The 18,136-nt window shown below is 68.8% G+C and carries 8 protein-coding genes; 4 read left to right on the top strand and 4 right to left on the bottom strand.

What is annotated here, in order from left to right; genetic code table 11:
- Positions 1-112: 112 nt before the first annotated feature.
- Positions 113-448: a hypothetical protein gene (locus tag V3B25_RS02485; RefSeq protein ID WP_329809971.1), complete on the top strand. Its 336-nt coding sequence runs from the start codon at positions 113-115 to the stop codon at positions 446-448.
- A 130-nt stretch (positions 449-578) separates the two neighbouring features.
- Here V3B25_RS02485 and V3B25_RS02480 read toward each other — a convergent pair whose 3' ends face one another.
- The gene (locus V3B25_RS02480) at positions 579-1,031 is read right to left on the bottom strand and encodes a general secretion pathway protein (protein ID WP_236494346.1); all 453 of its coding nucleotides are present in this window, start codon (positions 1,029-1,031) and stop codon (positions 579-581) included.
- Positions 1,032-1,146: 115 nt separating this feature from the next.
- On the opposite strand from V3B25_RS02480, the gene gspH reads away from it, so the two are divergent.
- The 3 genes from gspH to V3B25_RS02465 are packed head-to-tail and all read left to right on the top strand — an operon-like array spanning position 1,147 to position 2,563.
- Positions 1,147-1,593, top strand: a complete 447-nt coding sequence (gene gspH, locus V3B25_RS02475; protein WP_049423094.1) for a type II secretion system minor pseudopilin GspH — start codon at positions 1,147-1,149, stop codon at positions 1,591-1,593.
- Between the two features lie 8 nt (positions 1,594-1,601).
- A complete protein-coding gene (gspI, locus tag V3B25_RS02470; RefSeq protein ID WP_193391262.1) occupies positions 1,602-1,952 on the top strand; it encodes a type II secretion system minor pseudopilin GspI in 351 nt (116 codons plus the stop codon).
- Positions 1,949-2,563, top strand: coding sequence for a prepilin-type N-terminal cleavage/methylation domain-containing protein (locus V3B25_RS02465; protein WP_049423096.1), 615 nt, complete (start codon positions 1,949-1,951; stop codon positions 2,561-2,563). Before gspI ends, V3B25_RS02465 begins: the two co-directional genes overlap by 4 nt.
- 357 nt (positions 2,564-2,920) lie before the next feature.
- On the opposite strand, the gene V3B25_RS02460 is transcribed toward V3B25_RS02465, so the two are convergent.
- The 3 genes from V3B25_RS02460 to gspF all read right to left on the bottom strand — a co-directional run bounded on the left by V3B25_RS02460 (position 2,921) and on the right by gspF (position 18,134).
- Positions 2,921-15,304, bottom strand: a complete 12,384-nt coding sequence (locus V3B25_RS02460; RefSeq protein ID WP_329809969.1) for a filamentous haemagglutinin family protein — start codon at positions 15,302-15,304, stop codon at positions 2,921-2,923.
- A 200-nt stretch (positions 15,305-15,504) separates the two neighbouring features.
- Positions 15,505-16,680 (bottom strand): substrate-binding domain-containing protein, encoded by a 1,176-nt coding sequence (locus V3B25_RS02455; RefSeq protein ID WP_049422989.1) that lies wholly within the window; start codon positions 16,678-16,680, stop codon positions 15,505-15,507.
- Between the two features lie 254 nt (positions 16,681-16,934).
- Complete coding sequence (gspF, locus tag V3B25_RS02450) at positions 16,935-18,134, bottom strand: type II secretion system inner membrane protein GspF (protein WP_329809967.1); 1,200 nt, start codon at positions 18,132-18,134, stop codon at positions 16,935-16,937.
- Between the last annotated feature and the right edge of the window lie 2 nt (positions 18,135-18,136).

The following is an 18,136-nucleotide window of genomic DNA, read 5'->3' as shown; positions in this document are numbered from 1 at the left end:
TAGTTTTGTGACAGCACTGTCATCTTTTGACGGCGCCGGAACACTCGCGGGCGGAGACTGACCTCGCCACACGTCTTCATTGCAGAACGTCGGTTGTCGCAGGAGATTCAAGATGAGTGAGTCGTTGGACGCGGGCCTTCGCCCTGCCCTCGCCCTTGCCTTGTTGCTGGCGTTGCCATCGGCCTGGGCCGGAGAGGCGAAGAAGCAGGACGATGCCGCACCCTGCATCGAAGTACAGGTCAACGGCGAGCGCATCCCCGCCTGGGAGTGCCTGCAACGCAAACTGGCCCCGGCGCCGAAATCGGCGAAGTCACCGGCGCTGCCTGAAGCCGAACGCCTGATGCGGCAGCCGGGCAACCAGCTGATGCAGTACAACCTGGAAGGCACACGACAGCGCATGGGCGATGCCTTTGGTCGTTCGGTGGAACCGCAGCGTCCGGCGCGCTGAGCCTGCGCAGCTGTGGAGCCGGGCCCGCGCTCGGCAGGATTTTGTAGAGTCGAGCCATGCTCCACTGGATTTTGTAGAGTCGAGCCTTGCTCGACTGTTCTTCCAGACGCAGCCGAGCGCGGGCTCGGCTCTACAGGGACCCGCCCGGCACGATGCCATCGGTCGGCACCGGCGGCAGCTCAGGCACCGGCAGGCTGCGCGTTTGCCCGGCCTGGTTCAGTTCCACAGCGCTGGCGCTGATGCTGGCCAGTACCGTGCAGGGTCCGAGTCGTTGGCCGGGCGCATACGCTTCCGCTGGGCGTCCATCTACCGAGAGCAGGGCCAATGGCGCATGGTCACCCGCCATCACGCCCAGCACGACCACCTCGGTCTGCACCGCGCCGGGGGACAGCAGCCGCACCAGCGGCAGGCTGGCCATCGCATCGAACAGGGGCCGTACCGGCGCCTCGGCCTGCGCTTCACCGGCCGCCACCGCTGGCGCCACCGCAGACAGGGTGACACTCCAATAGGCCACCACGGCCAGCAGCAGCATCGCTGCCAGCAGGGTCAGCATGCGATTGCGATCCCAGCGCCTGCCATCCATGTTCCGCACCATCGCAACGTTCGTGTCCGCCTACGCTAGCAGCTGCGGCTGACGCTTTTGTTTCATCGTACAGGCCTATGCTGGCGCGTATCGGCAAGGACCGGAGGCAATGTCGGTGCAACGCATCCCGCGCGGTTTTACCCTGCTGGAGCTGATGGTGGTATTGGTGATCATCGGCATCTGCACTGCCGGTATCGGCCTTGGCCTGGGCAGCCTGCTCGATCCGGCCCGGCAACTGCGCCAGGAAGCCGAGCGGTTGGCGCAGCGGCTGCAGGTGGCACGCGACGAAGCCCGAATCGATGGCCGGCCCCTGCGCTGGCAGTCCGATGCCAAGGGCTATCGTTTCAGCCGCCGCGAAGGCGGCCGCTGGGTGACCGTGGAACGCGATGACCTGTTGCGGCCGCAGCAGTGGCAGGCCGCTGGCATTGCGGTAGTGCCCGCCAGCGCCATCGAACTGAGCCCGGAATGGATCGGCACTGCCTGGGAGCTGGGGCTGTCGCTGGAGGGCCGCACACTGCGTCTTCGTGATGATGGCAGCGGACAATTGCAGGTCGTGCAGTGAAGCAGGCGATGCGAGGATTCACCCTGATCGAAGTGCTGATCGCGCTGGCGATCGTATCGATTGCGTTGGCGGCGGTGATGCGTTCGGTGGCGGTGGCGACCGACGATCAATCGCGGCTGCGCGATCGCCGCCTGGCGCTGATGTGCGCGCAGGACCGCTGGCAGGAACTGCGCCTGACCGGACAGGCAGCGCAGGATGGCCGCCAGCGCTGCGTGCAGGGACGCGGCAGCTTCCTGGTGCTGCAGCATCTTGGCACGGGCAGCGACGGCCAGCCGCAGCTGGAACTGAGCGTGGTGGCCGAGGACGCACCGCGGCGACCGCTGGCGCGGATGCAGCTGCCGTGGACGCTCGCACCGTGAAGCGCGCCGTGCGCGGCTTCACCCTGATCGAGGTGATGATCGCGATCACCATCATGGGCGTGCTGGCGCTGATCTGCTGGCGTACGCTCGACAGCGTGGCCAGCAGCGACCAGCGCCTGCGCCAGGCCGATGCCGAGACCACCACGGCGCTGCGCGTGCTGCAGCAGTTCCAGCGTGATATCGACATGCGCGCAGACGACGCGCTGATGAATGGCGCCGTGCGCCCGGCGGACCAGCCGCAGCGACTGCTGCCACCTTCGCTGGTGAGCGAACGGCATCCGGATGGCAGCTTCGCGCTGGAGATCACCCGCAGCGTCGGCAGCGACGGGCTGCGCTGGCAGCGGGTGCGCTGGTGGCAACAGGGCAACACGCTGTGGCGGGCCAGTGGCGAGGCGACCGACCGGTATCCGCTGCCAGCGCCTGAGCAATCGAGGGGCATCGCGGTGGCCCGTGATGTGCAGCGGTTCGAGGTGCGTGCCTGGCAGCCCGGTGCCGGTTGGGCGGTGCTGCCGGGCGAAGGCGAGGTATTGCCGGCGACGGGGCTGGAGCTGCGGCTGGGCCTTCGCGATGGGCGTGGGCCGCTGAGCTACCGGCGGGTGCTGGAGTTGTAGGGTTCGTTCGTGGCACCGCATCCACGCATGGCGTGGATCTACTGCTGAGGCTGCTCTGGTGGGTGCCGACCGTTGGTCGGCACTGCGCCAGCCCCGCCATCCACGCAGGGCGAGGATCTACTGCAGAGACTGCTCCAGGCATGGCATGGATTCCCTGCCCTCCTGCCGCCGGGTGCTCTCCTGCACCCGACGGCGCTGTGTCGGTGGTCCTCACCGCTGATGGCCGCTCCCTGCCCTCCGTGCCGTCCTGGCTGGGGCCGCCACCGTTCCGTGGCGGCTGGCCCGATGCTGCAGCCCGATGCGCTGCACCGGGCAATGCGTGCCGACCAAGGTCGGCACCTGCCGGGGCGTGGATGCCTAGCGGCGCTCGGTGCCCTCGTCCCGGCTGGCCTGCGGGAACTGGAAGGCGCTGTTGGTGTCGTAGCCACTGCCGGCGGTCGTGCCACGCGCAGGCGGAGCGATACTGCTTGTACCACTGCCAAAGCCCAGAATCTGCACGCTGATCACCGATGGCTGGTTGCGCCGTGCATCGTCCTGGCTCTTGCGCATCACATCCTGTGCGGCCTGGCTGGCACTGTTCGCCGCCGCACTGGCCGAGGCCAGCGCATTGACGTTCACCGTGGCCAGCACCGGCAGGCCCTTGCTCTCGCCCTGTACCTGGATATTGGCGGCGTTGAGCACCTGCAGCGCCGCCAGATTGATGTTGCCCGAGACGCGGATACCGGCCTCGCCCGCATCGATGGTGCCCAGCGGCGCGATCAGGTCGACGTCGCCCGGCGGCACTTCGGCGATGGGGTTCAAGGTCGCAATGCCTGCGCCACTGGCGGGAGCCTGCGGCGACAGGATCACATTGCCCCAGCCGTCATAGAGGCGACGCGGTGGCGTGTACAGCAGCGTCGTCTGCGAACCGCGACCGGCATTGATGTCACCCTGCTCCGACCAGGCCAGGATGTCGCCGCCAAACGTGGTCATCACCCGCGACAGGCCCAGCAGCACGCTGTCCTGGCTGAACAGGCGGATATCGCCCTGCCCCTGGGTGACGAGGCCGGCGCTGGCAGGCGGCACCACGCCCTGTACGCCGACCACGATCTGTCCGCCCGGTGCCATCAGTTCGATGTTGCCGCCCGCCTCGGTGCGCACGCCGGAACCGCCGTACATCACGATATCGCCGGTACGGTCGATCGTCGCACCGGCCGCATTCCTGTCCGGCATCAGCGTGGCGATGGCTTCGCGCCCGCGCAGGTAGGAGCCGAAGCGGGGCCCTTCTGCATCGGTGTACTCACGCCCACCTTCGCGCAGTTCGGCGTAGTACACCTGACGCAGGAAGATGCGCTGCTGTTCCTGCGGCAGTGCGTCGAATGCAGCCAGCGCCCCGTCGCCGTCGGCAGCCACGCCGAAGCGCTGCTGCAGCCACTGCTTCAGCTCCTGGTTGTAGACCTTGACGGCCTTGCCCGGCTGCGACGCGAGCGATTGCGCGGGATCGGCCAGATTCGCAGGATCCAGATAGCGGGCACGCAGGGCCGCGAAATCGATCTGCTGGTTGCCGGCCATCAGCGCGATGCTGGCGCCGGGACGGTTATCGCCCTGCACGATGCCACCGAGGCTGACGATGCTGCCCGCATCCTCCTGGCGCAGCTGGCGGCCGGCATTGATCTCGGTGTTGCCGGGGCCGGCGATGGTCGCGTTCAGATGCACGATGTCGCGGCCCGCCGCCACCACCGTGAAGTCGGTGGGCGCGGTGTTCAGCGCGGTCATCGACACCCCGAGGATGTCCCGGCCTGCCCGCAGTTGCACGGCGCCGGCGGCCTCGAACCAGTTCAGCTGCGTGCGCTGCCCCCCGTTGGGAGTCAGCGTGCGTTGGGCGCCGGTGGCCAGACCGATGATGTCGCCCTGCACCGCGTAGAAGCGGCTCGGCGCCAGGGCCGCAGACACGGTGGACAGCGGAGTATTCGGACCGAACGCAAACAGCGGAAGCGACGCCTGCGGCGATGCAATGTTGCCGTCGACCGACAGGTTGTGACGCGAGCGGGTCACATTGCCGCTGGAATCCCCCTGCTCGGCCATGAATGCAGGGTCGAAGGGTCCCGGCAGGCGCGCGTCGCTGGCGGAGCGCGCGATCTGGGTCGCGCCACGCTGGGCGAAGATGCCGCCACCGGCCAGGACGTCCAGCCGTCCTGTCGCCGAGGGTGCCAGCAGGATCACATCCTGCGTCCCCGGCGTGGTGCTGATCCGGTCCAGCTTGACGTCGCCCTGCGCAGCAACGGCGCTGAAGCGCGAAGGATAGAGCCAGTAGTTCAGCAGCTCCTCCCGGCTGCCCGGTGCCAGCGCAACCTGCTCGGGCCACAGATTGCTGCCGGTCACGTTATCCGGCCCGGCCAGGCCCGGCGCCAGGTCGCCACCGGCACTGAACAGGTCCATGGCGGTCGTGTCGGTCCACAGGGAGAACCAGGTGCTGCCCGCAGCGCGGCTGCCGTTGTCCTGCACCACCGCGCTGTAGTTGGCCGGTGGAACCCGACCGGCATCGGCGACGCCGCCGAGCACGACGTCACCCCGCGCCTGCAGCTGCGCGACCGCATCGCCCAGCACCAGCACCGGCCCGCCCATCGGGCGAGCGGCGTCGGCGGCGAACAGATCGGCCGCACGCAGCTGGCCCAGCGTCGCGTAGCTTTCCAGGGTGACGCCCATTGCACCGATGCGTCCCGCATCCAGCTGCAGGCTGCCACGCAGATTGCTGAAGGTACCGTTGAGGTCGAGATTCTGTCCCGCCCTGGAGGCATTGAGGCTGGAGAACGTCGCCCGCAGATTCGGATTCAGTGCGCCACCGATACGCAGTTGCAGGTCGCCGCCGCCGGTCAGGTGCAGCTGGCCATCGCTGACCCGGCCGGTCGATCCCACCGCCGCGATGATCGCACCCGAGCGCGGTGCGATCGTCGAGTCCAGCGCGTCACCTATCGCATCGCGCACGCCGGCGTCACGCCCGGCCTCCAGCGTCAAGTTGCCGCCGCCCAATGTACCGAAGCCGGTGAAGCCGACCATCCGCGGAGAGGCGCCAGCAGCAGCGGACACGTTGGTGTAGGCGCCAAAGTTCACCCACCAGCTGGTCGGCACCGGCTCCACGCCGGTGGTGCTGCCGGTTCCCTGCCGCCACAGCCAATTGCCGACCGCGGCACTGGAGTACAGCGCCCAGTCACGCTCGCTGGTGCCCGACTCTGCGCGCCCGGTCCAGACGTCACCGACGATATCTCGCCCGGCTTCGACGCGCAGGTTGCCGCCATGATCGGGATACCAGGCCTGGTAGGCGGCCAACGCGGCATCATAGCTGCCCGGCACCAGGTTCGGACCCAGCAGTGCGGTGTTCCTGGGGGCTGCTGCACGGGGCGAATTGAAGGCAGCGTCGCGGCCCTCGCCCAGCGTGGTGGGAGTGCCCGCCGTGTACACACCGAAGCCGGACTTCATCACGACATCACCGGCAGCGAGCAGTTCCAGGTCCCCCTTGCCGGTGCGCAGCACGCTCCAGGCCGGCGTGCCCGCGCGCTTGCCGTAGGTGGTCACTTCGGTCTGCGTGCCACCGCCGGCGCAGTAGCTGGGTGCGGTGCTGCAGAACTCGTCTTCGGTCATGCCGAACATCGCCGCGAAGTCCTTCGCAGGGGTGCCCACGTAGGACTCATCGCCCCAGTAATCCAGCGAGCCCTGCGCGGCCACCTGGCGGGGGGCCGGGCCGCAGTAGTCAGCCGACATCGCACAGAACTCATCTTCGGTGAAGCCGTACATGTCGGCCAGCTCCGCGATCGGACGGCCCGCATAGGAGGTGTCGCCGATCCAGTCCAGCGATGCCCGCTCAGTCAACACACGATCACCCACCCAGATGATTTCGGTCTTGACCGTACCGATCGAGCCCTGGTGGGTATCGGCCAGCACCACGCTGCCTTCGGCGCCCCAGCGCCGGCTGCGTGGATCGGCCGCCCCGGAATCGGCACCGGCAACCACGGTCAGGTCCCAGGAGGTGGTGCCCTCGGCCAGCATCGGCGCCAGCGCCCAGTTGCGCCCCTGGTTGCCGTTGGCATCGGCCGGCCGCAGATTCACCGGCCCGTTGCCGGGCAGCTCCACCTTGGTCAACGATGGGATGTAGGCGCCCACCTTGAGCTCGACTTCGCGTGCCAGGCGCAGCGCAACCGGCAGCACCGCGCCGGCGGGCCACTCCTGTGCCGCCATCTGTACGGCGCTGCGCAGGCGGAAGCCGGCCCCCAGGCGCGCACCGGCCGCCAGCACCAGCGGCTTCTGCAGCACGGTGCCCGCCGCCAGCGTCTGCCCGGAGTCGGTGGTCACCGCCGCACCCAGCACCGTGCCCGCAGGCAGGCGCAGGGTCTGCGAGATCACCATCGGCGCGGGCAGCACGGTACCGACCGGAAGCGTTACCGATTCGACCGGCACGTCATAGTTCAGGCGGGTGCCGGCCTGGAACTCGGTGCCGGGCTGCAGCTTCACTCCGTCCACCGGCACCACCAGGTCGCCACCGAAGGGGGTGTGCCCGGCGCTGCCATTGCGAGCCTCATACAACTGCCAACCGCCCTCGTCCGGCGTGGACGGCGGCGGTGCGAAACCATCGTTGATGCTGCCATAGACGTTGATGTTGCCTTCGGCGCGCAGTACCAGCGAAGCCGATTCACCGAAGCCACGCCGCGATGGATCGGCGCGGTTGGCTTCGGGCCCGTAGCGGTAGCCGGACAGATCGATGTCGCCGGCAATGGTCAGGTCGCCCTCGGGATTGGCCTCGCTGCGCCGCGCCACCACCTGCACGCCGGGACGCAGGCGGACGTCGCCCAGCGCGGCGGTGCGCTGCTGCAGATCCGGATTGCCCAGCGCGCCATCGATCCAGGCCACGCTGTGCGGATCGACCACCTGGTCCAGCCACTGCTGGGTGACCAGCTGCGCGCGGTTGCCGCGCACATCAGCGGTGGTGGCCAGGGGCGCATCGTCGTAGCGACGGACACCATTGAGCTGGATGTCGGCCGCGCCATCGATGCGCAGGCCGCTGGCCGCGGCAATCGCCGCGTCGTTGCTGCCCAGCCGCGGCACATCGATCTTCAGCGAGCCCCGCGCCATGCCGTCGTTCTGTCCAGGGCCGTCACCGAGGGCAACGTCGCTGCCTGCACGCATGTCCAGGTGTGCCGCGCTGCCCAGACCAACGGCGCCTTCGGCGCTGCCCAGCGTGATGGTGGCGCGGTTCGGACTGTCGATGATCTTGCCATGGCTGTCCACGCGCAGGCCGGTACCGTGCGCGTCCAGCGTGCCGTCCACCTGCAACTGATCACGGGCGTACAGGCGGATGCTGCCGACCTGCTCGCCGCTGGCATCGATGCGGCCGGCCACGGTCATGCTGCCCGCGTCGACACTGATGTCGACCCGGCGCGCCTTCACTTCGTCGCCGATCCGCAGATCGCCTTCACCGATCTGGAAGCTGCGACCACCGACGACGCCGCCGGCGGTCAATCGCTGGTTGAGGCCGGTGAAGTCTTGCAACTGGCGTGCCCGCACCACCAGTTCACCACCGTCGTAGGGCACCAGCGTGCCACCGGCATCGTAGCGGCCACTGGCGGTGCCCTGCAGATCACCCGCCAGATCGGCTCGGCCGGCCATTGCGGTGACCGTCATGCGCCCGCCGCGGTTGTTGCGGGCGGAAACATCGATGCGGGAGGCCGCATCGGTGCGGATGTCCCCCGTGTCGCTGGACAGCAGGACATCACCGCCCCAGCTGAACTTGTCCACGTCGTACAGCGAGACCTTGCGCCCGGCAAGGTCCAGCGCCGCCCGGCTGCCAAGCGTGATGCCCTCGCGCGCGTTCGCAGACAGCCGTCCTGACGCCAGCGCGAGCGTGCTGTCCAGCGTGATCCGGTTGGCGTCGATGCTCAGCTCACTGCCCAGTGCATCGCCACCCGCCTTGCCGGTGCCCCCCTGCAGGCGGAAGTCGCCGCCGGTGCGCACGCGCAGCTGCGCGCCGGGATCGGCGGTCAACAGCGGTGTATCGATACCCAGGCTGCCTCCGCTGTACTGCCAGCCCTTGTCGGCCAGATAGTCGCCGCGCTGCTGGAACACGTCCAGCGTGCCCTGCGCGGAGAACGACAGCTGCTCCGAAGCACTCAGGTTCAGCGCACTGAATCCGAGTACCTGACGGTTGGCAGGCACCTCGGAGCTGGGACGGCTGAACGGGGCGCGCGCCAGCTGCAGGTTGCGGGTGACGATGTCCAGCTGCCCGGCGCCGAGCCGGTCCACCATCGGATCGGCCGGCGGCACCGACGCATCGCTGCCCGGACCCTGCGTCGCCGCCAGCGAACCGTCCCAGACCAGTGTGTCCACCAGGATGCGCGCACGGTCGCTCGCCGCACCATAGCCATGGATGGCCTGCGCGCCCAGTACCAGCGTCTGCAGGCCACCGCGGCCGGTGGCACTGTCGCGCGCATCCAGGTCGACGCTGCCGAAGACGTTGACAGAATCCCGCGCGACCAGGCTCAGCGTGTCCAGCGCCGGCGCGCCGGTGGCATCATTGCCGCGCAGCAGTTGCTGCAGCACGGACTGGTTCATGGTCATGCCACTGGGCAGCGCCCCTGCCGCAGCGGCCTGCGCGATCGCTTCGGCACTGCCGAGGTTCAGCGCCGCCATGCTCAGGCCGAGCTGACGGGTGCCATAGCTGGCCGAGTCGCGCATCTGCAGCGTGCCATCGGTCGCTACCGCGATGCTGCCATCGGAAACCAGCCGGGTCTGGCCGTCGCACGCCGTCTGGCACCCCCCGATGTCGATTGCCACCGGACCGGCCTCCACGCCGGTGGTGCCGGTGATCAGGTTCAGGCGCTGGTTGGACACCGCCAGCAGGCCGCCGGAGACCTGGTAAGGCAGCGTCGCCCTGGCATCCGCGTTGGCGGATGCGAACGGCAGTGTATCGAGGGTCGCACCGGCCTCGACCAGCACGCCGCTGCCACCGGAGGCCGCTGCCACCAGCACTTCCGGTGCGTTCAGGGTGACTCCGGAACGGATCGCCACGCTGCGTGCCTGGCCGGTCACCGCCACCTGCGAAGTCACCTGGTTGAACTGCCCGCCGATCATCATCCGCACAGGCAGGAAGGCATTGAGCGCGTCGTCGCTGAAGGTGGCACCGCGATCACGCGCCTGCGATTGCGCACCGCCATCGACGATCTCCAGTGAACCGACCGCCGGGCTGGCCAACGTGGCTGTCAGCGTGCCGCCGCGCCCGTTGTCGGTGGCGGCGCCGAACCGCGCGGTGCCGGCGAAGCGGATGGCAGGCGTGTCTGCACGACCTGCGCCTTCGCCCAGCGCCAGGGTCAACCCGAGCGCATCGATGGTCTGCCAGCCGCGCGACTCGCCGCGGCGGTCGGCCACCGATTGCGCGAAGCTGTTGTAGGAGGTTTCGTTGTAGCCCGAGTGCCGGCGTACCACCGCGGCGGGGGTCAGCAGGATGTCGGTGAGCAACGGCGAGATTGCCGCGCCCAGCGCCGCGCGCTGCTGCCCGGACACACGCCAGGTGCCGGTGCCGGTCGCGATGGGTTGCGCGATGCCCGAGGCCCCGGTGGCGCCCAGCTCCACCCGGAAGGCACCGGGCTGCAGCGCATAGCTGGCCGGCATCAGCGTGTAGGTGCCTGCCACCAGGCCGGGCACGCCCGCCGGCACGGTGATCTGCTGACCCACCCCCGGTGCGGCGAATCCTTCCTCGCCGCTGGGGGCGAATGTCCCGGCGCGTCCCGGCACGATTGCATACACCGGGTTGCCCGACGCACTGAATTCATAGCGCGGATTGGCGTCGGCCAACGCCGTGCGCAGCACGTCGACAGAGCCGCCGCGCCCGGACACGAAGGCCGCACCAGTCAACTCACCACCGCCGGACATGTCCAGCAGTGCCCCCGGCGCCACCTCGACCTCGTTGGCCTTCAGGGTCACCCCCATCGAGGAGATGCCGGCCGGCGTCAGCGAACTCACGCTGCGCGTGCCGACCCGCCAGTCGACACCATCGACGGTGCCACCATAGGGCAGCGACAGGCCGGCACCGCTGGTGGAGGTAACGCTGCCCGGGAGCAGTTCCACCCGGCTGCCGACGGTTCCGTTCTGGATCAGGCCGCCCAGCTGCAGCGTGCCCATCGGCACCTGTACGTTGCCGCCCTGCTGCACCGTGGCGGCCACCAGGCGAAGCGTGCCCCGCGCCGATTCCGGCGCCGGCTGCGTACCCGCACCGATGCCGTGGATGCGCAGCACGGCATCTGGATCAGCCCAGTAATCAGCGGTCTGCACGGTCTGCGCAGAAGCGCCGGCCACCAGCGTGCCGGCCGCACCCGTGGTGGGGTACAGGCGGGCAGCGGTCACATCCATCGAACCGGCCGTCATCAACGCGCTGGTGTTGCCATTGCTGGCAATGCTGTTGGTCAGGCGCACATCACTGCGGCTTTCCAGCGCCACGTGTTCGAACCCGGGCAGCCAGGTGACGTCGCGGATGTCGATCAGCTCGGCCTGCACCGCCAGCGCATGCTGGTCCGGCGCCGCCGAGGCAACATCGGCCGTGACCAGCAGGTTCTCGCCCGGCAGCTGGCGCCAGCGCGCCTGCGCCAGGCGGACGTAGGGCGCACTCAGTCGCAGCCCCGAGGACGGTCCGGCATCCACGGCCATGCCCAGGCTCGAAGTTCCCTGGCCGTGGAAGCGCAGGCTCTGGGCCAGGCGCAGGTCGACATCGCCGGCGGCGCGGATGTCACCGAACACGGACAGGCTACCGAAGCCGCCGGCCTGCAGCTGCTCGACCGACAACGCGGCGTGGCCATATTCCAATGCGGCCGGCAGTGGCTGCGCCGGTGCGTTGTGCTGGCTGAGGCTGATCGCACGCGCCCGCAGTACCTCATCGCTGGCGCCACGTGCATGGATGCTGCCGCCAAAGGCCAGGCCAAGCGTGCCGCCGCGTGCGCCGGCACCACCGGCGGCCGCGTCCATCCCGCCGTCCAGGTACAGCGCATTGGCAGAGCGCAGCACGATCTGCCCGCCGTCGCTGTCCACGCGCACACGGCCCTGGCCGTCGATGTCCAGTTCGGCCGACGCGCCCCGCGCCTGCAGGCGCGCACCGCGTTCGACCACCACGAAGGCTTCCGGTGGACGGTTGTCGACGAATGCTGTGCTCTCCCAGTCCAGCGCCCCACCAATCTCGATGCGTCCGCCCGCGCGCACCTGCCCGCGCAGGCGGCCGCTGGCATCGGGCAGCGAAATCGCGTCGGCATCGGCATCCAGCAGCGCGCCTTCGGCGAAACGCCAGGTGCGTTCGGTGCGCTGCCCGGCGTACAGCGCGTTTTCCGGTCGCACATCGTCGATCAGGATGCGGCCGCCCTTGGCGCGCAGCGTGCCTTCAACATCGATGTTGCCTGCACCAAGCAGCGAGATCGTCTGCCCTGGATCGACCGCCACCAGTGCATCCGTGCCGACCCGCAGGTCACCGCCCACGCTGTTGCGGTCCGAACGCAGGCTGATGCTCGCGCCTGCGCGCTGGCTGACGCGCCCGCTCGACGGATCGGCGCTGTACAGCGGCGCATCCCACGCCGCCAGCGCGCTCGCCCGATCAGTTGCCATCCGAGCGCCCTGGGTCAGCTGCAGGCCCGGCAGGGCAGCGACCAGCTGCGCGCCATCGGTCACCTCCAGGCCCTGGTGGCCATTGATGTCGTACTGCGCAAAGCCACTGCCGAACAGGCCGGGGTCCAGTCGCAGCGACGCGCCCGCCGGGTCCGCATCGCCCACCCGAACGTGGCCACCGGTTCCCAGCGAGAAGGAACCACTGCCCTGTCCTCGGCCACTGAACCGGCTCCCCTCGCCCAGCTGCACCCGTCCACTGCCGTCGGTCGCAACCGTGCTGCTGTTCGCCTGCAGGCTGACGCTGCCCCCTTTGCCGATGCGGCCCTTGCCGCGCAGGTCCAACGCGGCGCCGGCCTCCACGTCAACCGATGCCTCGGCGCCCACGACCACGTCATGACTGTTGCTCAGGCTCAGGCGACCGCCATCCGTCCATGCACCGCTGGCGTCGAGCGGCATCGCCAGTGACGCATTGCTCCATTCACCGGAGAGATCGATCCGCGTGCCGTCGGCAATGGCGGTGCGGGCGCGGCCATCGTGCAGCAGCGCCGTCGGCCGGCCCTGGACATCCAGCAGGTTGCCCGCCGACAGCTGGCCGCCGGCAATGCCGATGTCGCCTGCCAGTTCCACCTCGCTGCCGGTCAGATTGAGCTGTCCGCCTGCCTGAAGGCGAAGGCTGCCATCGATGCGGATGCGATCGGCGGTCGCCAGGTCGATCCGTCCCCACTGCTGGGCACTCAGCTCTGCGGTATCCAGCCACACTGTGTCACGCTGCTCCTCGTTGACCGGCGCCAGCAGCGACCACGCCGCCTTCGTCGGAGCCTTGTCATCCAGGCGCACCTCCGAGCCGAACACACCGCTGCGGCCCTGGCCGTCGTAGCGCCCCAGGTACAGCTGCGCGTTGCGTGCGGCCGCCGTCTGCGCCTGCGCATAACCCTCCAGCGCGGAATCCGGCCTGCGGTTCTGCTGCGCGCCCTGGAAGGTGGCAGTCTCAACCTGCCCATCCAGCACCGCGGTCGGTGCGGAGACGATCAGGCGTCCTGCGTCGCGGCCGACCGTGTACCCGTTATCGACACGCTGCGCCGCGAATACGATCGGATCACGGAAGGTCTCGGTGATGCCCCAGCGCTCCTGCTTTACTTCATGGCCGCTGTACAACCCATCGAACAGCATCTCCGCCGGCGCATCATCGAGGCGGTAGACCTGGCCATCGACGCCGCGCACCCAGCTCTGCCGGATCACGCCGCTCTGCACATCCAGACTGCCACCGGCAAGGTTGATGCGTGAGCCGCCATGCGTGATCACTTCCCTGCCGCCCAGCAGGACGGTGCCTCCCTGCGCGGCCCATTCGCCGATCGAGTGCCCCTGGTTGTCGAGGTAGCCGCCCACTTCCAGCAGGCCACCCGCCGCGTACCAGCGCTCACCCTCGTAGCCCCCGGTACCGGCCGGAACGTGGACCAGCCGGCGGCGGTCGACCCAGACCTCGCTGCTGGTCAGCTTGCCGCTGTCGCGGTTGTCCAGGGCATCGCGCAGTTCGTTGCCCTGGACCTTGACCTGGACATTGTTGCTCTCCATCGACACCTGTACGCCCACTGCACCGGAAACATCCACGCGTGCCGCGTCGTCTACGTAGCTGCGGGCCGCCGCATCGGCAATGATCTGGCCGCCCGTGGCAACCGTCAGCGAATCCGCACTGAAATGGATGTTGCCACCCGAGACGATCTCCACCCGCGACTGGTCCCGGCGATCATTGTGCTGGGACAGATTGTCGAAGGTTGCCGAGCGCGCGCCGGCGCGGATCGCGTCCTGCTCTGCCGATTCCTTGATGAGGCTGTCGCGCTGCGTATCCAGCACCGTGGCCTTGCCATCGTCCTCGATCAGCACCGCCGTGGTGGCTCCATCGGCAAGCGTGACGCTGCTGCCGGCATCACTGGCCGAAGCCAGAAGATGCACGGTGCCGCGTTGCGCAAGCGTGGTGCTGGCCACGGCCACACCGGCCTGCTCGACGCTGCGCCCGGCCAGGGTCACGTCACCCTCGCGGGCGCGCAGCAGGCCGGTGTTGCGCACGCTGCCAGCCGTGCTGCCAGCGATGAAGCGCGGCGCGATTTCATTGCCGCGGGTGGTGGAGCTGGTATTGGTCGCCGTACCCACGCCGCGCCGGATCACGAAACTGTCACCGGCAGCGAGCTGCACCTGGCCCTTGCGCGCCTCGATATGTCCTGCATTCTCCACGCTGTGCCCGGCCAGCAGCACGTAACCACCGCCGCGCGTCGCACTGGTCGGCTCATGGGTCGCGATGCGGGCGCCCTGCTCCACCATCACCTTGCCGAATGCATCGCTGAGCGCGCTGCTGCTGGCGTCGGGGCTGTACAGGCCGTTGTCGCGGAACTGCGCATCGCTGATCCGTGCTGCGGCTGCCAGCAGGTTACGTACATTGACCTGGCTGTTGTTGCCGAACACCACGCCATTGCGGTTGGCCACGAACACCGTGCCATTGGCGTTGAGCTGCCCCAGGATCTGGCTGGGCCGCGCACCCGGGTCATTGACCCGGTTCAGCACGGCCCAGTCAGGGTTCTGCAGGAAGTTCAGCGTGGTGTTACCGCCGATGTTGAAGGTCTCCCAGTTCAGGATCGCCTTGTCCGCGGTCTGCTCGACCGTGACCTGCACCCGCCCGTCGCTGCCCTGCGACTGGACCGCGTCGCGCGCGTTGAGCCAGCCACGGGTCAGCGGGTTCTGGTCGACGCTCAGGCCGTCCTTGCCGAGGCCATCGGCAACGATGAAGCCAGCCTCGCGGCGCGCCTGCCGCGCCTGTTCCTGCAAGCGCTGCTGCAGGGCAATCGCCTGCGCTGCGGTGCCGAGATTGTCGATCGACTGCTGCAGCTTCTGCCGTGCTGCATCCTGCTGCTGGGCCGGCAACTGGAACTGGATCGGCACGCCGTTGGGCATGCGGCCACTCTGTGCCGCGCTGCCCTGGGCCGCGCCGCGGTCGGCGAACCAGCCCGGACTGAATGCCTGCTGCGCCTGGCTGGCCGGGGCCACCATGCTGCCCAGGGCGACCGCGATGGCCCACGCCATCGGATGATTGCGGCGCATCGGCGCGGCCGGATGAACAGCGGACGGGAGCGGGTGCGACATCGGAACCTCATCAACCTGGTGGGCCGCGGCTGCGGCGACGATCGGGGAGGCACGCGCAACGCATGCCCTGCCACAGATAGACGGTTCACGTGACACGAAGCCGACAGCGAAACGCTGCAGCGGCGGCACCGTCGCGGAAATGGCGACGCCGGCCCAGAAGGCCGGCGTCGGGTCAAGCAGGACTCAACCAGTGCTGCGGATTACAGCGGACGACCGATGCCCGAGCAGGTGCTGGGGTTGTTCAGGCCGGCAGCGCTGCTGGCCAGCACGAAGCGGTTGCGGATAGCATCGCGCCAGGCCTTGGTCAGCGGGATGAAGCCGTGGTCGGTGATCGACTTCTCATAAGCGACGGTGTAGGTCGCCGGATAGTGGCGGGCCAGGAAGCCGCGCAGGCTGGTGGCGACGCTCGAATCCTTGTAGCACTGGCCGATCACCAGGTTGGTGTAGCCGGCGATCGGATAGCCGGCCGACGGGTTGCCGAACACCGGCACCCAGTTGGCGGGGTCCTCAGCAGCGGCGCCGGTCGGCGGAGCGACGGTGTCCAGGGTAGCCTGCACGCTCACCTGGTCCGGCGAGAAGCCCTTGACCTTGGCGACCTTGGTCGCATCGGTCAGGCTCGGGATCACGTCCGGGCCGACGTAGCCGATACGGCCTTCAGCAGCGTAGACAGCGTTGTACAGCGAGGTGCCACCGGTGGCCGGGGCGGCCACCAGGAACGCCGGCAGGGCGCCGTTGTCATCGCGCTTGTACAGGTCGGCGAAAGTCGACTTGATGGCGAACTTGCCACCCACCAGCTTCGAGGTTTCAGCGTTCTCAGCGGCACAGGCGGCGGTCAGGAAGCGGCTGAACATTTCGCTGGTACCGCTGCTTTCCGGGCGGTACACCACCTGGATCGGACCGCTGCGGTTGGAATCGATGGTCGACCAGTCGCTGATCGCACCCGAGAACACGCCGCAGATCTGCGCCACGCTCAGGTCCACCGCCGAACCGGCCTTGTTGAACGGGATGGTGACCGACGTGGCCACCGACGGCACCTGGATCAGCGCGCCGTAGCGGTTGGCGTTGGTCGGCTGGTTGAAGTTGGTGGTGTAGGTGCTCAGCTCGGTGCTGCTCAGCACCGAATCACTGCCGGCGAAGTGCACGGTGCCGGTGGTCGAGAACAGCAGCGAGTTGTTTTCCAGGAAGGCCTTCTTGCCGGTGCCCGAACCGGTCACGGCGTAGGTGAAGTTCGCCGGCAGGATGCTGTCGGACGAACCCTTGTAGAGGTCGGCCGGCAGCGAAGCGCCGCCGCCGGTAACGGTCTGCGCCGAGGCGGCGCCAACGGTAGCGAGCAGCGCGGTGGCAACCAGCGCGGCCAGGGTCTTGTACTTGTTCATGATCTTCTCCTGAAGGGTTTACTGCGAAGGGAAACACCAAGGGAGGAACGGTCACTACACGCCTGCTGCCGCCGAGGGCCTCCCAGCCCACTCTGCGGCGACGTGTCCATGCTGGTCCGCGCCGATGACAGGCCGCTTAAGAAACCTGTGGAAGATCGAAAAAAGGTGTGGAGGATTGTGTGGAGAATCGGAAGCGTGCCGCGCTGCGCGCTCGCCGGGCATGGCGCGGCGCTACCCGTGATGTCCGTTGCGCATCACTGCACCAGCTGGTTCATTTCCATGATCGGCATCAGCACGGCCAGCACGATGGTCAGCACCACGCCGCCCATCACCAGGATCATGGTCGGCTCCAGCAACGCGGTCAGTGCCATCGCGCGGCGCTCGATCTCGCGCGAGATCGTCTGTGCCGCGCGATCCAGCAGTGGTGCCAATGCGCCGGTCTTCTCGCCGCTGGCCACCAGGTGCACCAGGATCGGCGGATACACCTTCTGCACCTTCAGCGCAGAGCCAAGCGCGGCACCTTCGCGTACGCGCGCGGACACGTCATCAGCGCAACGCGCCAGCAGCGCATTGCCAAGCGTCTGCCGCGCCGCTTCCAGTGCACGCAGCAGCGGCACGCCGGCATCCAGCAGGATCGCCAGGGTCGAGGCAAAGCGCGCACTGTTCACACCCAGTACGAAACGACCGACCATCGGCACCCGCAGCAGCATCGCGTCCCAGCGCAGGCGCAGCTCGGGCTTGCGCAGAGCCAACCGCCATGCCACCACCAACGCAGCGATGCCGAGCCCCGCCCACACTCCCCAGCCGCGCACGAACGCGCTGGCCGCCAGCATCACCTGGGTCAGCATCGGCAGCGTCTGCCGCGCCTGCACGAACGCGGTCACCACCTGCGGCACTACGTAGCTGAGCAGGAAGATCACGATCGCCACCGACACCAGGCTGATTGCCGCTGGGTAGATGAAGGCGGTCAGTACTTTGGCCTGCAGCGCGTTGCGTTCTTCGATGTAGTCGGCAAGGCGCTCCATCACCCGCGCCAGGTCACCGGAGTCTTCACCTGCGCCCACCAGCGCCCGATAGATCGGCGGGAAATCGCGCGGCCGCGCGGCCAGCGCAACGGTCAGGCGCTGGCCGGCACGCACGTCGGCGCGTACGGCGGTGAGTGCCTGGGCCACATGCGGGCGCTCGGCCTGTTCGATCACCGCAGTCAATGCGGCTTCCAACGGCAGGCTCGCGGCCAGCAGGCTGGCCAGCTGGCGCGTGGCCCAGGCCAGCTCGCTGGCAGACAGCCGGCGGGCGCCCCAGCCACTGCCCGCACCGCGCGCCGCGCTGACCTGCACGGGTGTCAGCCCGCGACCGCGCAGCAGCTGGCGTGCGCCGCGCGGGCTGTCGGCGTCCAGCTGACCCTTCTCGATGCGGCCCTGCGCGTTGGCAGCCTGGTAGTCGAACAGTGCCATGC

The organism is Stenotrophomonas sp. SMYL8 (genome assembly GCF_036320065.1).
GTDB classification, from domain to species: Bacteria; Pseudomonadota; Gammaproteobacteria; order Xanthomonadales; family Xanthomonadaceae; genus Stenotrophomonas; species Stenotrophomonas maltophilia_A.
Note: the sequence above shows the minus strand (reverse complement) of the source record. Positions and strands in the feature narration are given on the sequence as shown.

Coding starts and splice junctions, on each gene's coding strand:
- V3B25_RS02485 (WP_329809971.1), top strand. CDS start 113: ATGAGTGAGTCGTTGGACGCGGGCCTTCGCCCTGCCCTCGCCCTTGCC.
- V3B25_RS02480 (WP_236494346.1), bottom strand. CDS start 1,031: ATGGATGGCAGGCGCTGGGATCGCAATCGCATGCTGACCCTGCTGGCA.
- gspI (WP_193391262.1), top strand. CDS start 1,602: ATGCGAGGATTCACCCTGATCGAAGTGCTGATCGCGCTGGCGATCGTA.
- V3B25_RS02460 (WP_329809969.1), bottom strand. CDS start 15,304: ATGTCGCACCCGCTCCCGTCCGCTGTTCATCCGGCCGCGCCGATGCGC.
- V3B25_RS02455 (WP_049422989.1), bottom strand. CDS start 16,680: ATGAACAAGTACAAGACCCTGGCCGCGCTGGTTGCCACCGCGCTGCTC.
- gspF (WP_329809967.1), bottom strand. CDS start 18,134: ATGGCACTGTTCGACTACCAGGCTGCCAACGCGCAGGGCCGCATCGAG.